The following is a 20,927-nucleotide window of genomic DNA, read 5'->3' as shown; positions in this document are numbered from 1 at the left end:
TCGGATCGATCCTTTGTTACCACGATCCTAGCAGAAAATAACGAATTTCACACCTTAGGGTAAATTAGCCGGCCAAATCGGCACGATTCAGCGCACAGTGGCTCCAAAGGGCGTCCATCCCATTGATAAGCTTGTCCATTTCGTCCGGCCCATGCACCGGAGACGGGGTGAATCGCAGCCGTTCGGTGCCGCGTGGGACGGTTGGAAAGTTAATGGGTTGCACGTAAATTCCATAATCTGCGAGCAGATGGTCGGACAAAACCTTGGTGTGAACCGGGTCGCCGACAATCACCGGAACGATGTGGCTGCCATGATCAATGATCGGCAAACCTAGGCCCTTTAGGCGCAGTTTCAGGATTTTTGCCTGTGTCTGATGCTGATCCCGCAGGTCCTGATCTTTTTTCAGGTGCGCGACGGATGCCGCAGCGCCTGCGGCCACCGCTGGCGGCAAAGATGTCGTGAAGATAAAGCCCGGCGCATATGACCGAACAGCGTCACACATTTTCTCAGACGCGGCGATATAGCCCCCCATGACGCCATACGCTTTGGCCAGAGTGCCGTTGATGATGTCGATGCGATGCGCGAGGTTGTCGCGTTCTGTCACGCCACCGCCCCGCGGGCCGTACATGCCAACCGCGTGCACTTCGTCAATATAAGTCAGCGCGCCAAATTCATCCGCCAAATCACAGATTTCAGAGATAGGTCCAAAATCACCGTCCATCGAATAGACAGATTCAAACGCGATCAACTTGGGTGCTTTGGGATCATCCGCCTCAAGCAGTTCCCGCAGATGCGCGATGTCATTGTGACGGAAAATCCGCTTGGCGCCGCCGTTGCGGCGCACTCCCTCAATCATACTGGCATGGTTAAGTGCGTCAGAATAAATGATCAGCCCCGGAAACAACTTGGGCAATGTGCTCAGCGTTGCGTCGTTGGCGATATAGGCGCTGGTGAACAACAGCGCGCTTTCTTTACCGTGCAAATCTGCCAGTTCGGCCTCAAGCCGTTTGTGAAACACAGTTGTGCCGGAAATATTGCGCGTCCCGCCAGAGCCTGCTCCGACTGCATCAATCGCGTCGTGCATCGCGGCCATCACAACAGGATGCTGGCCCATGCCCAGATAATCGTTACCGCACCAGACGGTGATCGGCTGCTGAGTGCCGTCAGGTTTGGTCCACGTGGCATGCGGGAAATTGCCCTGCTGACGCTCGATGTCGATAAACGTCCGATACCGGCCTTCTTCATGAAGGTTGTTCAAAGCACGATCAAGCTGTGCCGAGAAATCTACAGTATGCTCCACAAGGCGTCCCTTCACTGTCTTACCGGGCCGAGTCCATTATTTTGGACGCCCTTAACTTTGGCTGGCGCGATGGCCACCAGTGTAGCCTTGCACTCTCTCTCCGACAACAGAATGATTAACAAGCTGCCTATCCACCTTGATATCGATCAAATTCCATTTTTGCGAGGCTGGACAGTGCCAAAAGCAATGTTAGGCTCCCCGCAAATCGTCGCACCAAAGGATTAATGGTGTGTCACTAGCTGTTTAAGGAGACCGAAATGTCACTCGACTCAATACTTGCCAGAATCGATCAGGATATGCCGCAGGCCATTGAGCGCCTGTTCGATTTGCTGCGCATTCCTTCGGTTTCCACGGACCCAGCCTACAAAGACCATTGCGACGCAGCCGCCGATTGGTTGGTTGCCGATTTGCAAAGCATTGGCGTCACCGCCGAAAAACGCGTCACACCGGGCCACCCTATGGTCGTCGGCCACGTCGAAGGCGATGGCCCGCACCTGCTGTTTTATGGCCACTACGACGTGCAGCCAATTGACCCAATTGAGCTGTGGGACCGCGACCCGTTTGATCCAGAGCTTCAGGACACAGACGCAGGCAAAGTGATCCGCGCCCGCGGCGCATCTGATGACAAGGGCCAGTTGATGACCTTTGTCGAGGCCTGCCGCGCATGGAGGGCCGAATATGGCACCCTGCCTTGCAAAATCACCTTTTTCTTTGAGGGCGAAGAAGAAAGCGGCTCACCCTCGCTCGTGCCTTTCATGAAAGAAAACGCCGAAGAGCTGACCACTGACATTGCCCTTATCTGCGACACCGGCCTGTTTGAAAGTGCGGTTCCTGCGATCACCACGATGCTGCGTGGTCTGCTGGCCGAAGATTTCACCATCACCGGCCCTTCCCGCGATCTGCACTCCGGCATGTATGGCGGCATCGCGATGAACCCGATCCGCGTTTTGACCAAAGCGCTTGGAGCGTTGCATGACGAAACCGGTGCAGTCACGCTGGACGGGTTTTACGACGATGTTCCTGAACTGCCAGACGAAGTGCGGGCACAGTGGCAGGGTCTGGGCTTTGATCACGAAACCTATCTGGGCGACGTCGGACTAACGGCTGCGGCCGGTGAACAAGACCGCACCCCGCTTGAACAAATCTGGTCGCGTCCAACCTGTGATGTAAATGGCATCTGGGGCGGCTACACCGGTGATGGTTTCAAAACTGTGCTGCCGTCCGAGGCCTCGGCAAAGGTGTCTTTCCGTCTGGTGGGGCAACAGGACCCCGACAAAATCCGTGCCAGCTTCCGGTCGCATCTGGAAAGCTACATGCCAGAGGGTTTTTCGGTGGAATACCGCACCGAAAAAGGCTCCGCCGCTTCGCAGATGTCCATAGACGACCCTGCGTTTGAAAAAGCGCGAAAAGCTCTGTCTGATGAATGGCCGCGCCCCGCCGCGTATGTTGGTTGTGGTGGATCCATCCCCATTGCCGGTTTCTTCAAAGACTTGCTGGGGGTTGACGCGATGTTGATCGGTTTTGGCAAAGACGACGACCAGATCCACTCTCCCAATGAAAAATACGATCTGGAAAGCTTCCACAAAGGCATCCGCTCCTGGGCGCGCATTCTGGACGCCTTGAGCACTTAATCACCGCTCTCAACGTCTTCTTTTCTCAGTTTTTTCCTTTGCTCAAGAAATGATCCGCCGGTTTGTTTCTTGGGCAATCCCAAAATGCAAAGGCTGGAATAAGACGACTTCATCGCGCCACCTACGGCGCAATTGAGCACTGCTCCCACGCAGACTGGTCCAGACCCTAAACGGGCTATTTTTTCTGCTGGGCGTGCCGCACCGCTTTTGCAGCAACCATAACAAGCGGCGCACTGTGCATGACCATATCAAACCAGTCCATCGGCTTCACCAAAGTGCCATTGACCAACATCTTGAGCTTTTCCCAAAGATGTGGCTCAGGCGAAAACGGCGCCAATCCCAAGATCACTGCAATGGTAAGTAATGTCGGCCAGCTAATGCGATCGATAAACGCAATTTAACCAATCCATTAAGGGAGAAAGTGGCGCGGTTGACGGGGCTCGAACCCGCGACCCCCGGCGTGACAGGCCGGTACTCTAACCAGCTGAGCTACAACCGCGCGTATGCCTTTCGGCGCGTCCAGTTAACCTTGGACAAAGGTAGGCAGCGATGGCGCGGTTGACGGGGCTCGAACCCGCGACCCCCGGCGTGACAGGCCGGTACTCTAACCAACTGAGCTACAACCGCTCGCTGCCGCATCAGGACTGTGCCCTTCAGCGTGAGGCGTGGTTTATGCTGAGCATCTCAGCGCGTCAAGCGCATATCCGCACCCAAATCAAAGAATTTTTACCAAGCCGCATTTAGCCCTATTGGCTCATAGGCGATCTCCTGCTCACCACTTTGCGTAGCATTAGGGATGTGTTTAGATGTCCTTACTGAAACGAGTCACTTTTCAAAGGAAATTCTGCCATGAAACCTCTCTATGCCGCACTTTGCGCCGCCGGTCTGACCCTCGCTGCTTGCTCGCAGCCAGAACCTGCGCCTGTTTACATGCAACCCAACTTCGACAAAGCCGGCAACGCCAGCTGTGACGCGGGCTATGCTCTCGTGACCACCGAAACCGGGTCCGTGGCCTGCGCACCGGCATCTTGATCCGAGGCACATGAGTTTTGTAGAGGGCGGCCGTTTGGGGCCGCCCTTTTTTCTTTTCGACATTCTGTGGTGTGCAAGCCTTTCTCAGGTCGCGGCAAATCCGGCCTCAAGCGCCGTCAGGATGGTGGCCGCGTCTGCCTCAGACAAGACCAGCGGCGGCGACATGATTAGGTTGGGGCCTGAGACACGCACCATCGCACCGCTCTGATAAGCTACGTCTTGCACTTTTGTTGCTGTGGCCCCGTCAATTGGTTGCTTGGTGGCGCGGTCACTGACCATTTCAATCGCCGTCATCAACCCATAGCCACCACGCACGTCGCCGATAATATCGTACTTCTCCATCAACGCCTTACAGCCTTCAAACAACTGCGTACCGCGGGCGGCTGCGTTATCGATCACGTTCAGCCGTTTGGTTTCCGCCAAACAGGCCAAAGCAGCCGCCGCCCCGACCGGGTGACCGGAATAGGTGTAGCCATGACCGATCTTTGCCGAAGGGTTGCCTTCAAAAACCTCGATCATACGTTCGCCCAGCATCACGGCACCAAAAGGAAAATACCCGTTGGTGATTGCCTTCGCGGTAGCCATCATATCGGGGTTAACACCCCAAAGCCGCGCGCCTGACCACGCACCCGTTCGGCCATATGCCGTTATCACCTCGTCTGTGATCAAAAGGATGCCATTGCGGTTGCAGATTTCCTGCACAGCAGGGGCAAAAGACGGATGCGGCGGGATAACCCCCCCAGCGCCCAAAATCGGCTCCATAATCATGGCGGCGATGGTGTTGGCGCCTTGAAATGCAATCTCGTCTTCCAACGCTTGAATGCAGAGTTGCGCGAGCCTCTCAGGATCGGATTCGTTGAACGGGTTGCGGTAGGTATAGGGCGCGGGAATGTGGAAACAGCCGGGCAGTAGAGGCTCATAGGCGTTGCGGAAATTTGCATTCCCGTTGACCGACGCCCCGCCGATATGCGTGCCGTGATAGCCTTTTTTTAGGCTCAGGAACTTCGTTCTGCCTGCCTCGCCGCGCAGCTTATGGTACTGGCGCGCAAGCCGTAGCGAAGTCTCGACGCTGTCAGACCCGCCCGACGTAAAGAATGCGCGGTGAAGCCCGTCCGCCGCAAAGAATTCACCAAGCTCATATGACAGTTCAATCGCCGCATCATTGGACGTGCCGCGGAAGGTTGAATAATAAGGCAATCTGTCGAGTTGCGCCGCAATCGCGTCCTTCACCGGCTGACACGAATAGCCGAGGTTGACGTTCCACAACCCCCCGACCCCATCAACCACGCGGTGGCCATCAATGTCAGTGATCGACACGCCATCAGCTTCGGTGATGATCGTCGGCGGCTGATCCAAACTGTCTTGTGGTGACGTCATCGGATGCCACATCAAGCGGCCGTTGTGTTCCTTCAGGAAGTTTGAATCTTTCATCGTGTGGGTTCCAATGCATTTGGAGATGTGTCGGACTTGGCCCAAGCGGCCTCGATCTGGACGGGGATAGTTCCGCCCCAATTGCGGGTGATTTCGCGCGCTGCGATAATCAATTCGGATTTAATTGTGCGTTCCAACTCGGCAGTATGGCGAGACGCCACGCTGGCCACGGCCACCGCTCCAGCGAGGTGACCGGTGTGGTCAAAAATCGGCGCGGCAATGCCTTGGATTTCGGACTCAAAACTCCGTTCGGCGCAGCCAAACCCAACCTCTCGCGTATTTTCAATCAGCGCCAATAAATCGGATTTCGTGGCCGGCGTGTGTGCTGTGAAGCTTTCAAGGTTCTCTAGGGCAACGTCCAAAAGGCTCGGGTCACCAAATGCCAATGAACTGAGGCCAGACGCCGTGGCATGTAGCGGGAACGTATCTATGTCGATAACCGCCCGCGCTCCGTGATGGGGGGATTCGCATTCACACAATCCGTAAACGGTTGTGCCCGACAGGACCGTGACATGCGCTGTTTCACCTGTCGCATCCGCAAGCGCCAACAACACCGCCTTCGCGGCTTCTTTGCGCGGGACCGTGGCCTCCCTGACTTGCGCAAGCTGCAAAACCGCGGGCCCAAGGCGATAATGCTTTGTTAGCGGATTCTGCTCAACAAACCCCACAGATTCAAGGGCCTGCAAGTGGCGATAGGTCGTCGCTTTATCGCGCCCAGCTATACGGCACAGTTGCGACAGCCCGATTTCGGGGCGCGCGGTCGAAAAGTAGGAAAGCAACTTCAGAGCTTTGGTAGCAGAGGACATTTGAACGGTCTCATTTTGTCTGATCCAAAAAAAAGTTTGACACAAGATAATTACCAAGGCAACCTTTTTACGAAATAACGGTTCAATATGTGAACCAAATCAGGGAGAATGAAATGTCTAGGATTTTGAAGTCTGTGACCGCAATGGCTCTGGCCATGACTGCCCTCACAGGAACGGCGCAAGCCGAATATCCGGAAAAGCCGGTTGAATTTGTTGTGCCGTGGCCTCCCGGTGATCTCGAAGACGTGCTGACGCGCATGATCGCCGAAGATTTCTCTGCCGCCTACGACGTCCCGACGGCTGTGGTGAACAAGCCCGGCGGCGGTGGCGGCCCGTTCCCCGGCGCTATCGAAGTCGCAAACGCGCCAGCTGATGGCTACACGGTTGGCTCCTTTATCATCGCCATTCCCGTTGTTGGCCCACAGATCGGCATTCCTGAATTAAACCCCGATCCATTCGTGCCGCTTGGCAACTTCCTGACGTATCCGTTTGTGATCGCCACCAGTGGCAACGCGCCATATGGCTCTATGGAAGAACTCGCTGCGCATGCCTCCGACAACGACGTCGTTCTGGGCCACTTCGGCGCCCCGCTGGTGCCCACCCAAGTCACTATGGGCCTGGCAAAAAGCATGGGCTTTTCCTACTCGGCTGACGCGGCTTTTGACGCGCTGGACTGCAACACGCTGGCCTCAGGTGATGTAGACGTGATCAACACCACCTTGCAGCTGATCCTGCCCTGCCTTGACGACGTGAAGGTTCTGGCCTCCATCGGCAACGAACGCATCGGCCTGACACCAGACACCCCAACTGTCGCCGAACTTGCGCCTGATCTGAATGTCGCGCTTTGGAACGGCTTGTTCGTCCACGCGGACACACCACAAGACGTACAGGACAAGATCATCGCCGTTGCAGAGAAGACCATGATGAGTGAACGAGCTCAGAAACTGGCCGCTGAAACCGGCGCGCTGGTCTACTGGCAGCCCGCTGCCGAGGTGGTCACACAGATCGAAAAAGATATCGAAACCATGGCCCGCATCGAAGGCATGCTTGCCAACTAAGATACCTCCCTTTCGGCCGGGCAGCCCAGCGCTGACCGGCCGTTTGACCTTTTTGGAACGGAAAATGTCATGTCGCGCGTGAAAACGCTCCAATCTCTGTTCAAGCGCTACCGCAGACCCGGTGACATCGTGTTTGCATGGTTCGCCTTGATTGGCTCTGTTTTACTGCTGTCGCAGATCGCCGACCAAACCGTGTGGCGCAACGGCGGCAAATTGTTTGCTCAACCCCGTTTCTGGCCCGCCGTGTCCCTTGGTGGCATGGCGTTTTTTGCGGCCTTTCATCTGTTGGGCTCCGCGCTATCCGAACGCCTAGAAGGACGCTGGCAAGAGGTCTGGCTGTGGGTCTCCTCGCTGGAATACGCTGCTTGGTTTATCGCCTATGCCGCTGCCGTCCCTTACTTGGGCTACTTACCTACGACGCTTCTGTTCGCCCTCGCGCTTGCTCTGCGCGTTGGCTATCGCAAGACTTCCACGCTCATTGCGGCGGCGGTTGCCGCTGTCATCATCGTGTTGCTGTTCAAAACCTTCTTGAAGGTGAACCTGCCCTCGGGCCTGATCTATGAAGGCCTGCCGGACGGGCTGCGCCAGATCATGCTGACCTACTTCTGATCGGAGCCTCTGTTGGAAAACCTTCTTGCCGGACTGGAAATGCTCGCCCGCTGGGATGTGGTATTGGCCCTACTTGTCGGGTCAATCGGCGGCGTCATTATTGGCGCTATCCCCGGGGTCGGTCCTGCGGTTGCCATCGCGATCCTGCTGCCCGCGACGTTCTCACTGGATCCGATTGTTGGGCTGACGATGCTGCTCGGCATCTACGGATCGTCGATGTATGGCGGTGCCATTCCCGCGGTTCTAATCAACACGCCCGGAACAGCCGTCAATGCGCTGACGTCTTACGACGGCTACCCCATGACCCAACGCGGCGAGGCGCACCGTGCAGTGTCTCTGGCCTATTCCGCGTCGTTCTGGGGGGGCATCTTTGGCATTCTGTGTTTGATTCTGCTGTCGCCAGTTTTGGCGATGATTGCCCCGATGTTCGGATCGCGCGAAATCTTCCTTGCGGCCCTGCTTGGCATCATCCTCGTGATCCTCGCCCACCGAGGTCAGATATTCGCTGCCGGTCTTTTGGCGATGTTCGGTATCTTCTTGCAAACCGTTGGACTGGATGCGGTGACATACACCCAACGCTTCACCTTCGGCCAATCTTTCCTTTCGTCAGGCGTAAACCTGATCGTTGTCGTCTTGGGCCTATTCGCCCTCAGCCAAGCCTTCTTCCTTCTCACCGCTCCCGACAGCAGCCCCGACGCCAAACCCGTGACCGGTCGTATGGGCGCAGGGATCAAGGAGCTGCTAAAACACAAACGTGTCGCCACAGTTGCCTCAGGCTTTGGTGTGATCCTTGGCATGATCCCCGGCACCGGCGAATTCACCGCTCAGTTTATGTCCTACACCTATGCTCAGAAAACCTCGAAGGACCCTGACAGCTTTGGCAAGGGCTCCCCCGAAGGTCTGATTGCGTCCGAGGCCGCCAACAACGCGGTACCCGCCGCCGCGATGATCCCCCTACTGGCGCTCGGCATTCCGGGCGAAGCGCTGACGGCCATGATGCTGTCAGTGTTTTATGTTCACAACGTCATCCCTGGCCCACAACTCTTTCAGAACAACATTGATCTGGTCTACGGGCTCTACTTCGCCCTGATCGCGCTCAACGTGATCGTGATGGTCTTTCTGTTGTTTTCAACGAACCTGTTGACCAAGATCATCCGCGTACCCACCCGCTTTTTGGGCGTGTTGATCCTGCTATTGTCGTTTGTCGGCGTCTATTCGCTGCGCAACTCGCTGACCGATTGTATGATTGCTGCCGGCTTTGGCGTGCTCGGCCTGATCCTCAAGCGCCTGAACCTACCAATTGTGCCGATCATTCTGGGCATGGTTCTCGGCGGCATCATGGAAGTCAAACTCCGCTCCTCGCTGCCGCGCCTCAAGACACCACTGGACATGATCGACCGGCCAATTGCCGCGATCATCTTCGGCATCATTGTTCTGGTTCTCGCACTGCACCTGCGCACTCTGATCAAGGAATGGCGCGCGCATCAGCCCGAAGAAGACCACGACTTGCACGACAGCCAAACAAGGTAATTCCCGATGGATCAGTCAAAAATCGATGCCCTGCGCGCCCTGCCCGTCCCCGCCTTTCATCACCTTATCGACGGCAAACATGTGCCTGCCTCCGATGGTGGCACATTGGATATCATCTCGCCCATCGATGGTCAGGCGCTGACCACGGCCGCCGCCGGTACCGCGGCGGATATGAAAGCCGCCATCGCTTCGGCCCGCGCCGCGTTTGAAGATGGTCGTTGGTCCTCCCAACCGCCCGCCGCCCGCAAGAAAGTGCTGATGAAGTGGGCTGACCTGATTGAGGCAAACGCGCTGGAACTGGCCGTTCTGGGTGTGCGCGACAACGGTACAGAGATCGGCATGGCGCTTAAGGCTGAACCGGGATCCGCCGCCGCAACCATCCGCTACTATGCTGAAGCTCTGGATAAGATCTACGGCGAAATCGCCCCGACGGCTGGCGACATACTCGGCATGATCCACAAAGAACCGGTGGGTGTTGTCGGCGCGATCATCCCTTGGAACTTCCCGATGATGATCGGCGCATGGAAACTGGGGCCTGCCCTTGCGATGGGCAACTCCGTCGTTCTGAAACCTTCAGAAACTGCATCGCTCTCGCTGATGCGCATGGCCGATCTGGCGCTTGAGGCTGGCTTACCGCCCGGCGTGCTCAACGCGGTTACCGGCGAAGGCCGTATTGTCGGCGAAACGCTTGGCTTGTCGATGGATGTGGACGTTTTGGTCTTTACCGGATCCGGCGCCACAGGGCGGCGTCTGATGGACTACGCTGCGCGTTCCAACATGAAACGGGTTTATCTGGAACTTGGCGGTAAATCCCCCAACATTGTCTTTGCCGATGCACCCAACCTGGACGAAGCAGCCAAGGTCGCAGCCGCCGGTATTTTTCGCAATTCCGGTCAAGTCTGCGTGGCGGGCTCACGGCTTCTTATCGAGGCCCCGATCCACGATGATTTTGTCGCCGCCGTAACCAAGGCGACCGAGGCAATGCGTGTCGGCGATCCGCTCAGGATCGACACCCATATTGGTGCCGTGAATTCCGAAGTCCAACTGTCAGCCAACCTGGGTTTCGTGGATACTGCCACAGCCGAAGGCGGCCAAATCGTCACCGGCGGCAATCGCATTTTGCAAGAAACTGGCGGCTACTACATGGCCCCCACAATTGTCACAGGCGTCACCCGCGATGCCACGTTGGCGCAAAAAGAGGTGTTCGGTCCTGTTTTGGGCGTCACTCCGTTTGAAACCGATGACGAAGCTATCTCTCTCGCCAACTCGACGGTTTACGGCCTCGCCGGCGCCGCTTGGACCGCAAACCTAAGCCGTGCACATCGCATGGTGAAAGCCGTGCGCACCGGCGTCATGCACATCAACACCTATGGCGGCGCGGATGGCACTGTGCCGCTCGGGGGTGTCGGTCAATCCGGAAACGGCTCCGACAAGTCGCTGCATGCCATTGAAAAATATGTGAATCTCAAAACTGCTTGGATCAAATTGTAAGGGACAGCCATGACCGACAAGACTATTCTGGTGATCGGCACCTACGATACCAAAGACGACGAGCTGGGTTTCCTTGCTGATGTGATCCGTAGTCAAGGTGGCAATGTCGCCACCATGGACGTCTCCGTTTTGGGCGACCCGTCCAAGCCGACGGATTACTCCAAACACGACGTCGCCACAGAAGGCGGCAGCACCATCCAAACCGCAATTGACAGCGGCGACGAGAACCACGCAATGCAGATCATGGCCAAAGGCGCCAGCCTTCTGGCGGCACGTCTGCACTCCGAAGGTGCCTTTGACGGCATGATTGTACTTGGCGGCACGATGGGCACGGACCTCGCGCTTGATGTGGCAACGGCACTGCCGCTGGGTGTGCCGAAATACATCGTATCAACCGTGTCATTTTCGCCGCTGATCCCAGCCGAACGGTTGGCGGCGGACACCCAGATGATCTTGTGGGCAGGTGGCCTTTACGGCCTGAATTCAGTTTGCAAAGCGTCGCTGTCGCAGGCGGCTGGCGCCGTTCTGGGCGCGGCTCGCGCAGTGCAAATGCCTGACCCGGACAAACCGCTGATCGGCATGACATCGCTTGGGACTTCTGCGCTGAAATATGTCATTCCGCTTATCCCAGCGCTGGAAGCTCGCGGATTTGAAGTCGCGGTGTTTCATGCCACCGGCATGGGCGGGCGGGCCTTCGAAAGCCTCGCAGCGCAAGGCGCCTTCGCCTGCGTCTTTGACTTCTGCACCCAAGAGGTGGGCAACCACGTCAATGGCTCCAACATTTCTGCCGGTCCGGACCGACTGACCAATGCCGGCGCCACGGGCACGCCGCAAATCGTCGCGCCAGGCTGTTATGATTTGGTGGACATCGTTGGTTGGCAACCCCTGCCCGAGGTCTGGGACAACCATATGACCCATGACCACAACCGCTTGCTGACGTCTGTTGTTTTGAAGGCAGACGAAACCAGAAAAGTTGCAGACGTGCACTCCGAGCACCTCGCACAAGCCAAAGGACCGGTGGCGTTGATCCTGCCAGAACACGGCCTTGGCGAATGGGACCGCGACGGAGCGGAATTGCACAATCCTGACGGCCTCGCGACATTCTTGGCTGAGATTGAGGAGACCTTGCCCGATACCGTGCAAGCCCACCGTATTGCCTGCCACATCAACGATGCCGAATTCGCCGACAAAGCACTGGAGATTTTCGACGGCTGGTGTGCCGACGGCACCATCTCGATTTAGGAATGGCTTCCGGGATCTAGCATGGCCAACAGGTCAAGCAGGGTCTCATAGTTTTGCTCGCCCAGTGTCTCTTTGAAACCAGCCACAATCAGCGCAGCTTCAGGCAAACAGTCGTCGATGATTTTTTGACCGGCCGGCGTGATGTCCACAAACTGACGACGCCGGTCTATAACGTCCCGTGTCTGCGTCACCAACCCTTTTTCACGCATGGTGGCGGCCATACGCGTGAGGCTTGGAAACAAAAGGCTGGAGCGGTCTGCCAGGGTTTTTGTGTCCATCTGCCCATACTCGGACAAGACCCGCAGAACGCGCCATTGCTGTTCGGTGATTCCCGTTTCTGACAACATCTCGCGGATCGGCGACATCACGCCTTCGCGCGCACGGATCAGTGCAATCGGCAGGGATCGCACGGTAGAAGGAAGGGGGTTCGTCATGTTTGCCTCAAGAATCTGCGTGTTGCTAAATTGAAGTGCAACACAAGTGTTGACAACTGACCATAGCATTAATTAACTTCGCAGCAATTAACATGTTAAGGAATGACCGTGCCTCACTTTCACATCGACTATTCTGCAAACATTGAAGAGGTCGTCGACATCCAAGCGTTGTGCGAAGCGATCCGGGCCTCCGCCACTGAGATCGAGACCTTTCCAGCCGCTGGTATCCGCGTCCGCGCGACGCGTTCGGATCACGTCGCCATCGCCGACGGCAACCCAAAACATGGATACATCGACCTGAGCGTGCGTTTGCGCGAAGGCCGCAGCGTTGACGTCAAACAAGACGCCATCGCCCGCATCTTTGCCACCCTCAAAGACTTCATGGGCCCAGCAATGGAAACCCGCTCCATCGCCCTTTCAGCCGAAATTCGCGACATCGACGCGGCCCTATCCCCGAAATTCGGAACCGTCCGCGACCATTTGGAGGACAACGCATGAGCGTTCTTGACGACAACATCGCCAAACTTGACGGCTATCTTGGCCGCTTCCGCGACGCCGGCATTCTGAACCGCATCGCCGGCCAAGATGTGGCAGGCATGAATGGCACGTTTCAAAACACCTCCCCCGTGGATAAATCTGTCATCTGCGACGTTGCGCACGGCACCGCCGCCGACATCGACAAGGCGGCCCGTGCTGCGCACGACGCTTTTGCCGCGTGGCGCGACTTGCCGGCTCTTGCGCGCAAAAAGATCCTCATCCGCATCGCCGAAGGCATCGAAGCCCGCGCCGAGGAAATCGCACTGTGTGAATGCTGGGACACCGGTCAGGCCTACAAGTTCATGTCCAAAGCCGCTTTGCGTGGCGCCGAAAACTTCCGCTACTTTGCGGATCAGGTGGTGCAAGCCCGCGACGGTCAGCACCTGCAATCGCCCACGTTGATGAACATCACCACCCGCGTGCCGATTGGCCCAGTGGGGGTCATCACGCCGTGGAACACGCCCTTTATGCTGTCCACATGGAAAATTGCGCCGGCTCTGGCCGCTGGCTGCACCGTGGTGCACAAACCCGCCGAAGCATCGCCCTTGACGGCGCGCCTGCTGGTTGAGATCGCCGAGGACGCCGGCTTGCCGCCCGGCGTGCTCAACACCGTCAACGGATTTGGCGAAGGTGCGGGCAAAGCGCTTTGTGAGCATCCTAAAATCAAGGCCATCGCCTTTGTCGGTGAAAGCCGCACAGGTAGCCTGATCACCAAACAAGGCGCCGACACTCTCAAGCGCAACCACCTTGAGCTGGGAGGTAAAAATCCGGTCATCGTGTTTGACGACGCCGATCTGGACCGCGCCTTGGACGCTGCGATCTTCATGATCTACTCGATAAATGGCGAGCGCTGCACGTCTTCGTCGCGCCTGTTGATTCAGGACACCGTGCGCGAGGAATTTGAATCGAAACTGATCGCGCGCGTCAACAACATCAATGTCGGCCACCCGCTGGATCCCGCTACGGAAATCGGCCCGCTTGTGACCGAAGAACACTTCAACAAAGTCACAAGCTATTTTGACATCGCCAAAGAGGACGGCGCGACCGTTGCCGCCGGCGGCGTCACCATTGGGGATGAGGGCTACTTTGTCCGCCCGACGCTGTTTACCGGGGCCACCAACCAGATGCGTATCGCGCAAGAGGAAATCTTCGGCCCAGTGCTGACCTCCATCCCCTTCTCCAACGAAGAAGAGGCATTACAGATCGCCAACGACATTCCCTATGGACTGACAGGTTATGTCTGGACCAACGATCTGACACGCGCCTTACGCTTTACCGACAAACTTGAGGCCGGCATGATCTGGGTGAACTCCGAAAACGTCCGCCACCTGCCAACGCCGTTTGGCGGCGTCAAAGCCAGCGGCATCGGCCGTGACGGCGGCGACTGGAGCTTCGATTTCTACATGGAGCAAAAACACATCGGTTTCGCCACGGGTCAGCACAAAATCACCAAGTTGGGAGCCCTCTGATGGGAGAGATCGTCCTCGCTGCGAAATGCACGCACGTTCCCACAATGCTGATGTCCGAACAGGACGGCCCGATCAAAGGCAAACGCCAGGCCGCTATCGACGGACATTTTGAAATCGCTCGCCGTGCCAAAGAACTCGGCGCGGATACCGTCATCATCTGCGACACTCACTGGGTCATCAACGCGGGTTTTCACATCAACGCGAACAACCGCTTTGAGGGGCTGTTCACCTCCAACGAATTTCCGCAATTTATTCAGAACATGCCGTATGAATACCAAGGCAATCCTGAACTCGGCGACGCAATTGCCAAAGAGGCCTCTGATCTCGGGGCCTATACGCTGGCGCACCATCTGGACTCGCTAGAACTTGAATATGGCACGCTGGTTCCAATGCGGTTCATGTCACGCGCCCACGACATGAAGGTCGTGTCGGTTGCCGCATGGTGCACCGTGCATGGCCACGACGAAAGCCGTATCGTCGGCGAAGCCATCCGCGCTGCGGTTGAGGCGTCCGACAGCAAAGTGCTTTTGGTCGCCTCCGGATCGCTGTCACACAAAATCTGGCCCAACAAGGACTATGCCGCCAACAACGGCACCTTCACCATCAGCTCTGAATTCAACCGCCAGATGGATCTGCACGTGTTGGACATGTGGCAGCGCGGCGATCACGCGACATTCCTCAAGATGTTGCCGGAATATGCCGAGTTCTGCTGCGGCGAAGGCTCTATGCACGATACCGCCATGCTTTATGGTGCCCTTGGCTGGGACAGCTATGATGCGAAATGCGAGGTCGTGACCGAGTATTTCCCATCGTCTGGCACCGGCCAGACCAACGTCATTTTTCCCGTTCAATAGGAGGCCCTGATGCCCGTCCCCGCACCCAACCTCTATCCCGATTTCAACACGATCCGGCTGAGTCACGTGTGTCTGAACGTCAAAGACCTCGCCGCGTCGCGCAAGTTCTACACTGAAATTCTCGGCCTTCAGGTTACCGACGAAGACGCCACCCACATCTACCTGCGCGCCATGGAAGAGCGCGGCCACCATTGTGTGATCCTGCAAAAGTCGGATCAGCCGGGCACCGTCGAAGTCATGGGGTTCAAAACCTTTGACGAGGATGATCTGGACCGTGCCGAGGCATATTTCAAAGCTAAAGGCCGCCCGACGCAGTGGGTGGAACGCGCCTTTCAAGGCAGAACGTTGCTGACATCCGACAACATGGGCATCCCGCTGGAGTTTTATCACAAAATGGACCGGCTCGCGCCGATCCACCAGAAATACGCGCTTTATCGCGGGGTCAAACCGCTGCGGATCGACCACTTCAACTGCTTCAGCCACGACGTGGATGCCTCCGTGGAGTTTTATTCCGACTTCGGCTTCCGCGTGACGGAATACACCGAAGATGAGGACAGCAAGAAACTCTGGGCTGCATGGCTACACCGCAAAGGCGGCGTGCATGACATGGCCTTCACCAATGGCACCGGCCCGCGGTTGCACCATGTGGCGTTTTGGGTGCCGACCCCGCTGAACATCATCGACCTGCTCGATTTGATGTCGACAACTGGCTACGTCGGCAACATCGAACGCGGCCCCGGACGGCACGGCATCTCGAATGCCTTCTTTCTCTACATCCTCGACCCCGATGGCCACCGTATCGAGATTTACTGTTCAGATTATCAAACCGTCGACTCCGATCACGAGCCGATCAAATGGGATCTTCAGGACCCGCAGCGCCAAACCCTTTGGGGGGCCGCAGCACCCGAAAGCTGGTTCAAGCACGGCACAACATTTGTCGGCGTCGACACCAAAGACTCCACAATTCAGGCAAGCCCAATCATCGCCCCATGACACTCACTCTGAAAAACCCCGCTCTTCTGCGAGAGGCCGCCCTTGTTGGCACGCGCTGGATCAACGCCAACGGGTCCGGCATCGCCGTCACCAACCCCGCTACGGGGGCCGTGGTGGGACATGTTCCTAATCTTGGCGCCGCCGAGACCCAAGAGGCAATCAAGGCTGCACAACATGCACAAGCCGCTTGGGCCAAACGCACGGCCAAAGAACGCAGCAATATCCTCCGCCGCTGGTTTGACCTGATGATGGACAACCAAGCCGATCTGGCCGCGATCCTGACCGCTGAGCAAGGCAAGCCTTTGGCCGAGGCCAGCGGTGAGATCGCCTACGGCGCGTCCTTTATCGAATGGTTCTCCGAGGAAGCCCGCCGCGCCTATGGCGATGTCACGCCCTCAAGCGCGCCGGACAAACGCATCTTGTGCATAAAACAGCCCATTGGCGTCACCGCCGCAATCACGCCGTGGAACTTTCCCAACGCGATGATCACGCGCAAGGCCGCGCCCGCCTTTGCCGCCGGTTGTGCCATGGTGCTCAAACCTTCCGAACTCACGCCGTTCTCAGCCATCGCGCTGGCCGTCCTTGCGCAAGAGGCAGGCCTGCCCGACGGCCTGTTCTCGGTGATCACTGGAGACGCCGCGACAATCGGAGGCGTGCTGACAAGCAGCCCGGTCGTGCGCAAGCTGACGTTTACCGGCTCAACCGGCGTCGGAGCCAAGCTTTATGAGCAATGCGCGCCAACCATCAAAAAGCTGGGCCTTGAGCTGGGCGGCAACGCGCCGTTCATCGTCTTTGACGACGCGGATCTGGACGCCGCCGTCGAAGGCGCGATCCTTTCAAAATTCCGCAACAACGGCCAAACCTGCGTCTGCGCCAATCGAATTTATGTTCAGGCGGGCGTCTACGACACCTTCGCCGAAAAACTTGCCGCCAAAATCGCGACCCTTCCAGTTGGCAACGGAACCGAGGATGGCGTGATCTTTGGCCCCCTGATCAACCAGGCTGCGGTTACCAAAGTCAGCAGCCACATTGCGGACGCTGTCGCCAAAGGCGCGGCCGTCACTCTTGGCGGTGAACCCCATAAACTGGGCAGAACATTTTTTGAGCCAACCATTCTTACCGGCGTAACCTCGGACATGGCCCTGGCCACCGAAGAAACCTTTGGCCCTGTGGCACCCCTCTTTAAGTTCGACACTGAAGCCGAGGCAATTGCTGCAGCAAACGCCACCGAATTCGGCCTCGCATCTTACTTCTTCAGTCGCGACATCTCGCGTGTCTGGCGCGTGTCCGAAGCGCTTGAATATGGCATGGTTGGCGTCAACACCGGCCACGTCTCGACCGCCGAGGCGCCGTTTGGTGGCGTCAAATCCTCAGGTCTCGGGCGCGAAGGTGCACGGCAAGGTCTCGATGATTTTCTAGAACTCAAATACATCTGCATGGGCGGCATCGAAGGGGAAAACGTATGAATTGGGACGACTTCGCCGGATGGAGCAAACACATCGCCGACTGGGGCGCGCAGTATCACAAGACGCTGGGCGATCGGCCCGTTCGCGCTCAAACAAAACCGGGTGACATCGCCGCACAGTTGCCTGCGTCACCGCCCGACCAGCCAGAAGACATGAAAGCCATCCTTCAGGATTTTGAGGACATCGTCATGCCAGGCATGACCCATTGGCAGCACCCGCGTTTCTTTGCGTATTTTCCTGCCAATGCAGCCCCTCCCTCGATGCTGGCAGAACAGTTGGTCAACACCGTCGCCGCGCAATGTATGTTGTGGCAAACCTCACCGGCCGCGACCGAAGTCGAGGGGCTGATGGTGGACTGGATGCGACAAGCTTTGGGGCTTGCGGACCACTTCACCGGCGTCATTCAGGACAGCGCGTCCTCCGCCACCCTGTCTGCTGTGCTGACCATGCGCGAACGCGCCACCGGATTCACAGGCAACCGCGAAGGTATGTCTGGCAAAGGCCACTTGCGCGTCTACTGCTCCGATCAGGTGCACTCCTCTATTGATCGCGCCTGCTGGGTTTCCGGCATCGGTCAGGAAAATCTGGTCAAAATTTCGGGGACTGGCCCGCGGCACGGTATGGACGCCGACGCGTTGGATGCTGCGATCAAGGCCGATATCGCCGCCGGCCACACACCCGCCGGGATCATCGCGATTACGGGCGGCACTGGTGTTGGCGGCTGTGACGACCTGCCATCGATTATCAAGGTCGCAAAGGCCCACGATCTTTACACACACCTTGATGCGGCGTGGGCAGGCTCCGCCATGATCTGCCCCGAAATCCGTGAGGAATTCTGGCAAGATGTCGACGCCTTCGACAGCATCGTCTTCAACCCGCACAAATGGCTCGGTGCGCAATTTGATTGCTCCATCCAGTTTCTGCGCGATGCGACGCCGCAGCTCAACACGCTCAAGATTGAGCCGGAATACCTCAAAACTACAGGCGCAGCCGTCACAAATTATTCCGAGTGGACAATACCTCTGGGTCGCCGTTTCCGAGCGCTCAAACTGTGGTTCCTGATCCGCTCCTACGGTCTGACTGGGCTGCAAACCCGCATTCGAAATCACGTCCAGTGGGCGCATGAGCTTTGTGAGGTGATCCGACAAATCGACGGGTTCGAAATCACAACAGACCCTGTTCTCAGCCTGTTTTCTTTCCGCTGCCCGGGCGATGACGCCACGCAGCAGCGATTGGTGGACGCGATCAACGATGATGGGCGGATCTATTTGACCCAAGGCGCCTTTCAGGGGCGCAAGATCATTCGGGTTCAGGTTGGTCAGTTCGACACAAAACGCGACGACGTGATGGCAGTCGCCACCGTCACGCAAGACATTTGGGAGAGCATCAAGTGAAATTCGCAACCTATTCCAGCGCAAATGAAACCTTCTACGGGGCGGTGACTGACAATGGCATGATTGCCCTCAACGACGCCTTTCCCCAGTGGCCCACTTTGCTGGATGCGGTGCAGGCTGGCGGCCTGTCAGCACTTACCGAAGCCGCCGGAGACAAAGCCGCAACACACACTGATTTTCACTATGAAATGGTGCTGCCCAACGCGCCGCGTATCCTGTGCGTCGGTGTAAACTTCCCAGACCGCAACGCCGAATACAAAGACGGCAGCGAACAACCGAAATTCATGTCGCTCTTTCCGCGCTTTGCATCGGGTTTCACGGGCCACAATCGCCCGCTGATCCGCCCGCCCGAGAGTCCGCAACTGGACTACGAAGGCGAGGTCGCGATTGTGATCGGCAAAGGTGGGCGCCGTATCGCGCAGGCAGACGCCTATGACCACATCGCCGCGCTGACACTTTGTAACGAAGGCACCATTCGCGACTGGGTCCGCCACGCAAAGTTCAACGTGACCCAAGGCAAGAACTGGGACAATTCCGGCTCTATCGGCCCGTGGCTTGTGCCCTTCACCGATGTCGCCCAACTTGACGACGCCCGCATTATCACCCGCGTGAACGGCGAGGTCCGTCAGGACGATGTTCTGTCGCGCATGATGCACCCGATACGGCGGGAGATCGAATACATCTCGACCTTCATGACGCTGCACCCCGGCGACATCATCGTCACGGGCACGCCAACAGGGTCTGGCGCACGCCTTGACCCTCCACAGTTCCTCAAACCCGGAGATGTGGTTGAGGTTGTGGTGAACGGCATCGGCACCCTGCGCAACACTGTGGAGGACGAAGCCCAATGACCCCCGAAGATCACGCCCGCGCCGCTGATGATTTGCTTCGTGCAGAGGCTACCGGCGAACAGATCGGCCTGCTCACCAAGCGTCACCCCGACATGGGAATGGACGACGCCTACGCGATCCAGAACGCGATCTACCGCGCCAAGCTGGCACAAGGACGACCAGTGGTCGGTTGGAAGATCGGGCTGACGTCCAAGGCCATGCAATACGCGCTCAACATCGACATCCCAGACAGCGGCATCCTGTTTGACGACATGGTGTTTTCCCACGGTGCGTCTGTCCCAAAAGGCCGATTCATTCAACCTCGCATCGAGGCCGAAATCGCCTTTGTGATGAAATCATCCATCGGAGGGGCCAACGTCACCCGCGACGATGTTGTGGCGGCAACAGACTATGTCGCGCCCTCGATCGAAATCCTAGACACACGCATCGTGCGCATGGACGCCGAAACCGGCAAAACACGCACCGTCTTTGACACCATCAGCGACAACGCCGCAAACGCCGGTGTTGTGCTTGGTTCGGAACGCCACGCGGTCGATGCGTTTGATTTACGCTGGGTTGGCGCCATCACCTCGCGCAATGGAGAGGTCGAGGAAACCGGGTTGGGCGCAGGTGTGCTGAACGATCCTATCGAAAGCGTGGTCTGGCTCGCCCGCCGCATGGCGCAATACGGTCAAACCATCGACCCCGGTCAGATCATCCTGTCCGGCAGCTTTATCCGCCCGATTGAATGCCCGTCAGGTGCCAAAATCCACGCAGATTTCGGATCTTTTGGCACCGTCGACATCGCGTTTGCCTAAAG

At 57.5% G+C, this 20,927-nt stretch carries 20 protein-coding genes and 2 tRNA genes; 15 read left to right on the top strand and 7 right to left on the bottom strand.

The window, feature by feature from the left end; translation table 11 throughout:
• Positions 1-64: 64 nt before the first annotated feature.
• Positions 65-1,300, bottom strand: a complete 1,236-nt coding sequence (hemA, locus tag PG871_RS19865; protein ID WP_270732938.1) for a 5-aminolevulinate synthase — start codon at positions 1,298-1,300, stop codon at positions 65-67.
• 257 nt (positions 1,301-1,557) lie between these two features.
• Between hemA and PG871_RS19860 the strand changes: the two genes are divergently transcribed.
• Positions 1,558-2,931, top strand: a complete 1,374-nt coding sequence (locus tag PG871_RS19860) for a M20/M25/M40 family metallo-hydrolase (protein WP_270732935.1) — start codon at positions 1,558-1,560, stop codon at positions 2,929-2,931.
• A 175-nt stretch (positions 2,932-3,106) separates the two neighbouring features.
• On the opposite strand, the gene PG871_RS19855 is transcribed toward PG871_RS19860, so the two are convergent.
• From PG871_RS19855 to PG871_RS19845, 3 genes are all read right to left on the bottom strand, one after another.
• Positions 3,107-3,280, bottom strand: coding sequence for an RND transporter (locus PG871_RS19855; protein ID WP_270732932.1), 174 nt, complete (start codon positions 3,278-3,280; stop codon positions 3,107-3,109).
• A 73-nt stretch (positions 3,281-3,353) separates the two neighbouring features.
• A tRNA-Asp gene (locus PG871_RS19850) sits at positions 3,354-3,430 on the bottom strand.
• Positions 3,431-3,481: 51 nt separating this feature from the next.
• Positions 3,482-3,558 (bottom strand) — tRNA-Asp (locus tag PG871_RS19845).
• Positions 3,559-3,780: 222 nt separating this feature from the next.
• On the opposite strand from PG871_RS19845, the gene PG871_RS19840 reads away from it, so the two are divergent.
• A complete protein-coding gene (locus PG871_RS19840) occupies positions 3,781-3,963 on the top strand; it encodes a hypothetical protein (protein WP_270732930.1) in 183 nt (60 codons plus the stop codon).
• A gap of 84 nt (positions 3,964-4,047) precedes the next feature.
• Here the strand turns inward: PG871_RS19840 and PG871_RS19835 are convergent, their stop codons facing one another.
• Positions 4,048-5,394: an aminotransferase class III-fold pyridoxal phosphate-dependent enzyme gene (locus PG871_RS19835; RefSeq protein ID WP_270732928.1), complete on the bottom strand. Its 1,347-nt coding sequence runs from the start codon at positions 5,392-5,394 to the stop codon at positions 4,048-4,050.
• On the bottom strand, positions 5,391-6,200 hold the full coding sequence (locus PG871_RS19830; protein WP_270732927.1) for an IclR family transcriptional regulator: 810 nt from the start codon (positions 6,198-6,200) through the stop codon (positions 5,391-5,393). Before PG871_RS19830 ends, PG871_RS19835 begins: the two co-directional genes overlap by 4 nt.
• Positions 6,201-6,313: 113 nt before the next feature.
• On the opposite strand from PG871_RS19830, the gene PG871_RS19825 reads away from it, so the two are divergent.
• From PG871_RS19825 to PG871_RS19805, 5 genes are all read left to right on the top strand, one after another.
• Positions 6,314-7,258 carry a tripartite tricarboxylate transporter substrate-binding protein gene (locus PG871_RS19825; RefSeq protein WP_270732926.1) on the top strand — a complete coding sequence of 315 codons (945 nt, stop codon included), beginning with the start codon at positions 6,314-6,316 and terminating at the stop codon, positions 7,256-7,258.
• Positions 7,259-7,327: 69 nt separating this feature from the next.
• A complete protein-coding gene (locus PG871_RS19820) occupies positions 7,328-7,867 on the top strand; it encodes a tripartite tricarboxylate transporter TctB family protein (RefSeq protein ID WP_270732923.1) in 540 nt (179 codons plus the stop codon).
• Positions 7,868-7,879: 12 nt separating this feature from the next.
• Complete coding sequence (locus tag PG871_RS19815; RefSeq protein WP_270732921.1) at positions 7,880-9,397, top strand: tripartite tricarboxylate transporter permease; 1,518 nt, start codon at positions 7,880-7,882, stop codon at positions 9,395-9,397.
• Between the two features lie 6 nt (positions 9,398-9,403).
• A complete protein-coding gene (locus PG871_RS19810; RefSeq protein ID WP_270732919.1) occupies positions 9,404-10,888 on the top strand; it encodes an aldehyde dehydrogenase family protein in 1,485 nt (494 codons plus the stop codon).
• Between the two features lie 9 nt (positions 10,889-10,897).
• Entirely contained in the window at positions 10,898-12,130 is a 1,233-nt protein-coding gene (locus PG871_RS19805; RefSeq protein WP_270732915.1) for a Tm-1-like ATP-binding domain-containing protein, read from the top strand.
• Here the strand turns inward: PG871_RS19805 and hpaR are convergent.
• A complete protein-coding gene (gene hpaR, locus PG871_RS19800; protein ID WP_270732914.1) occupies positions 12,127-12,564 on the bottom strand; it encodes a homoprotocatechuate degradation operon regulator HpaR in 438 nt (145 codons plus the stop codon). The genes PG871_RS19805 and hpaR overlap by 4 nt on opposite strands.
• A gap of 108 nt (positions 12,565-12,672) precedes the next feature.
• Here hpaR and PG871_RS19795 point away from each other — a divergent pair, with 108 nt between their 5' ends.
• From PG871_RS19795 to hpaH, 8 genes are read left to right on the top strand one after another with little or no spacing between them, the layout of a single operon-like run.
• Positions 12,673-13,062 (top strand): 5-carboxymethyl-2-hydroxymuconate isomerase, encoded by a 390-nt coding sequence (locus PG871_RS19795; protein ID WP_270733093.1) that lies wholly within the window; start codon positions 12,673-12,675, stop codon positions 13,060-13,062.
• A complete protein-coding gene (gene hpaE / locus PG871_RS19790) occupies positions 13,059-14,570 on the top strand; it encodes a 5-carboxymethyl-2-hydroxymuconate semialdehyde dehydrogenase (RefSeq protein WP_270732911.1) in 1,512 nt (503 codons plus the stop codon). Before PG871_RS19795 ends, hpaE begins: the two co-directional genes overlap by 4 nt.
• Positions 14,570-15,424 carry a 3,4-dihydroxyphenylacetate 2,3-dioxygenase gene (gene hpaD / locus PG871_RS19785; RefSeq protein ID WP_270732909.1) on the top strand — a complete coding sequence of 285 codons (855 nt, stop codon included), beginning with the start codon at positions 14,570-14,572 and terminating at the stop codon, positions 15,422-15,424. The genes hpaE and hpaD (PG871_RS19785) overlap by 1 nt, the downstream gene beginning before the upstream one ends.
• Positions 15,425-15,433: 9 nt before the next feature.
• On the top strand, positions 15,434-16,417 hold the full coding sequence (gene hpaD, locus PG871_RS19780) for a 3,4-dihydroxyphenylacetate 2,3-dioxygenase (protein ID WP_270732907.1): 984 nt from the start codon (positions 15,434-15,436) through the stop codon (positions 16,415-16,417).
• Complete coding sequence (locus PG871_RS19775) at positions 16,414-17,883, top strand: NAD-dependent succinate-semialdehyde dehydrogenase (protein ID WP_270732905.1); 1,470 nt, start codon at positions 16,414-16,416, stop codon at positions 17,881-17,883. Before hpaD (PG871_RS19780) ends, PG871_RS19775 begins: the two co-directional genes overlap by 4 nt.
• Positions 17,880-19,277 carry a pyridoxal phosphate-dependent decarboxylase family protein gene (locus PG871_RS19770; protein ID WP_270732902.1) on the top strand — a complete coding sequence of 466 codons (1,398 nt, stop codon included), beginning with the start codon at positions 17,880-17,882 and terminating at the stop codon, positions 19,275-19,277. The genes PG871_RS19775 and PG871_RS19770 overlap by 4 nt, the downstream gene beginning before the upstream one ends.
• Complete coding sequence (locus tag PG871_RS19765; protein WP_270732899.1) at positions 19,274-20,128, top strand: fumarylacetoacetate hydrolase family protein; 855 nt, start codon at positions 19,274-19,276, stop codon at positions 20,126-20,128. The genes PG871_RS19770 and PG871_RS19765 overlap by 4 nt, the downstream gene beginning before the upstream one ends.
• Positions 20,125-20,925, top strand: a complete 801-nt coding sequence (hpaH, locus tag PG871_RS19760; RefSeq protein ID WP_270732896.1) for a 2-oxo-hept-4-ene-1,7-dioate hydratase — start codon at positions 20,125-20,127, stop codon at positions 20,923-20,925. The genes PG871_RS19765 and hpaH overlap by 4 nt, the downstream gene beginning before the upstream one ends.
• Positions 20,926-20,927: the final 2 nt, after the last annotated feature.

This window comes from Shimia sp. Alg240-R146, from assembly GCF_947331465.1.
Taxonomy (GTDB): Bacteria; Pseudomonadota; Alphaproteobacteria; order Rhodobacterales; family Rhodobacteraceae; genus Shimia.
Note: the sequence above shows the minus strand (reverse complement) of the source record. Positions and strands in the feature narration are given on the sequence as shown.

Excerpts from the sequence above, each read along its gene's own strand:
- PG871_RS19860 (WP_270732935.1), top strand. The coding sequence starts at position 1,558 with ATGTCACTCGACTCAATACTTGCCAGAATCGATCAGGATATGCCGCAG.
- PG871_RS19840 (WP_270732930.1), top strand. The coding sequence starts at position 3,781 with ATGAAACCTCTCTATGCCGCACTTTGCGCCGCCGGTCTGACCCTCGCT.
- PG871_RS19835 (WP_270732928.1), bottom strand. The coding sequence starts at position 5,394 with ATGAAAGATTCAAACTTCCTGAAGGAACACAACGGCCGCTTGATGTGG.
- PG871_RS19830 (WP_270732927.1), bottom strand. The coding sequence starts at position 6,200 with ATGTCCTCTGCTACCAAAGCTCTGAAGTTGCTTTCCTACTTTTCGACC.
- PG871_RS19825 (WP_270732926.1), top strand. The coding sequence starts at position 6,314 with ATGTCTAGGATTTTGAAGTCTGTGACCGCAATGGCTCTGGCCATGACT.
- PG871_RS19820 (WP_270732923.1), top strand. The coding sequence starts at position 7,328 with ATGTCGCGCGTGAAAACGCTCCAATCTCTGTTCAAGCGCTACCGCAGA.
- PG871_RS19810 (WP_270732919.1), top strand. The coding sequence starts at position 9,404 with ATGGATCAGTCAAAAATCGATGCCCTGCGCGCCCTGCCCGTCCCCGCC.
- PG871_RS19805 (WP_270732915.1), top strand. The coding sequence starts at position 10,898 with ATGACCGACAAGACTATTCTGGTGATCGGCACCTACGATACCAAAGAC.
- hpaR (WP_270732914.1), bottom strand. The coding sequence starts at position 12,564 with ATGACGAACCCCCTTCCTTCTACCGTGCGATCCCTGCCGATTGCACTG.
- hpaE (WP_270732911.1), top strand. The coding sequence starts at position 13,059 with ATGAGCGTTCTTGACGACAACATCGCCAAACTTGACGGCTATCTTGGC.
- hpaD (WP_270732909.1), top strand. The coding sequence starts at position 14,570 with ATGGGAGAGATCGTCCTCGCTGCGAAATGCACGCACGTTCCCACAATG.
- hpaD (WP_270732907.1), top strand. The coding sequence starts at position 15,434 with ATGCCCGTCCCCGCACCCAACCTCTATCCCGATTTCAACACGATCCGG.
- PG871_RS19775 (WP_270732905.1), top strand. The coding sequence starts at position 16,414 with ATGACACTCACTCTGAAAAACCCCGCTCTTCTGCGAGAGGCCGCCCTT.
- PG871_RS19770 (WP_270732902.1), top strand. The coding sequence starts at position 17,880 with ATGAATTGGGACGACTTCGCCGGATGGAGCAAACACATCGCCGACTGG.
- hpaH (WP_270732896.1), top strand. The coding sequence starts at position 20,125 with ATGACCCCCGAAGATCACGCCCGCGCCGCTGATGATTTGCTTCGTGCA.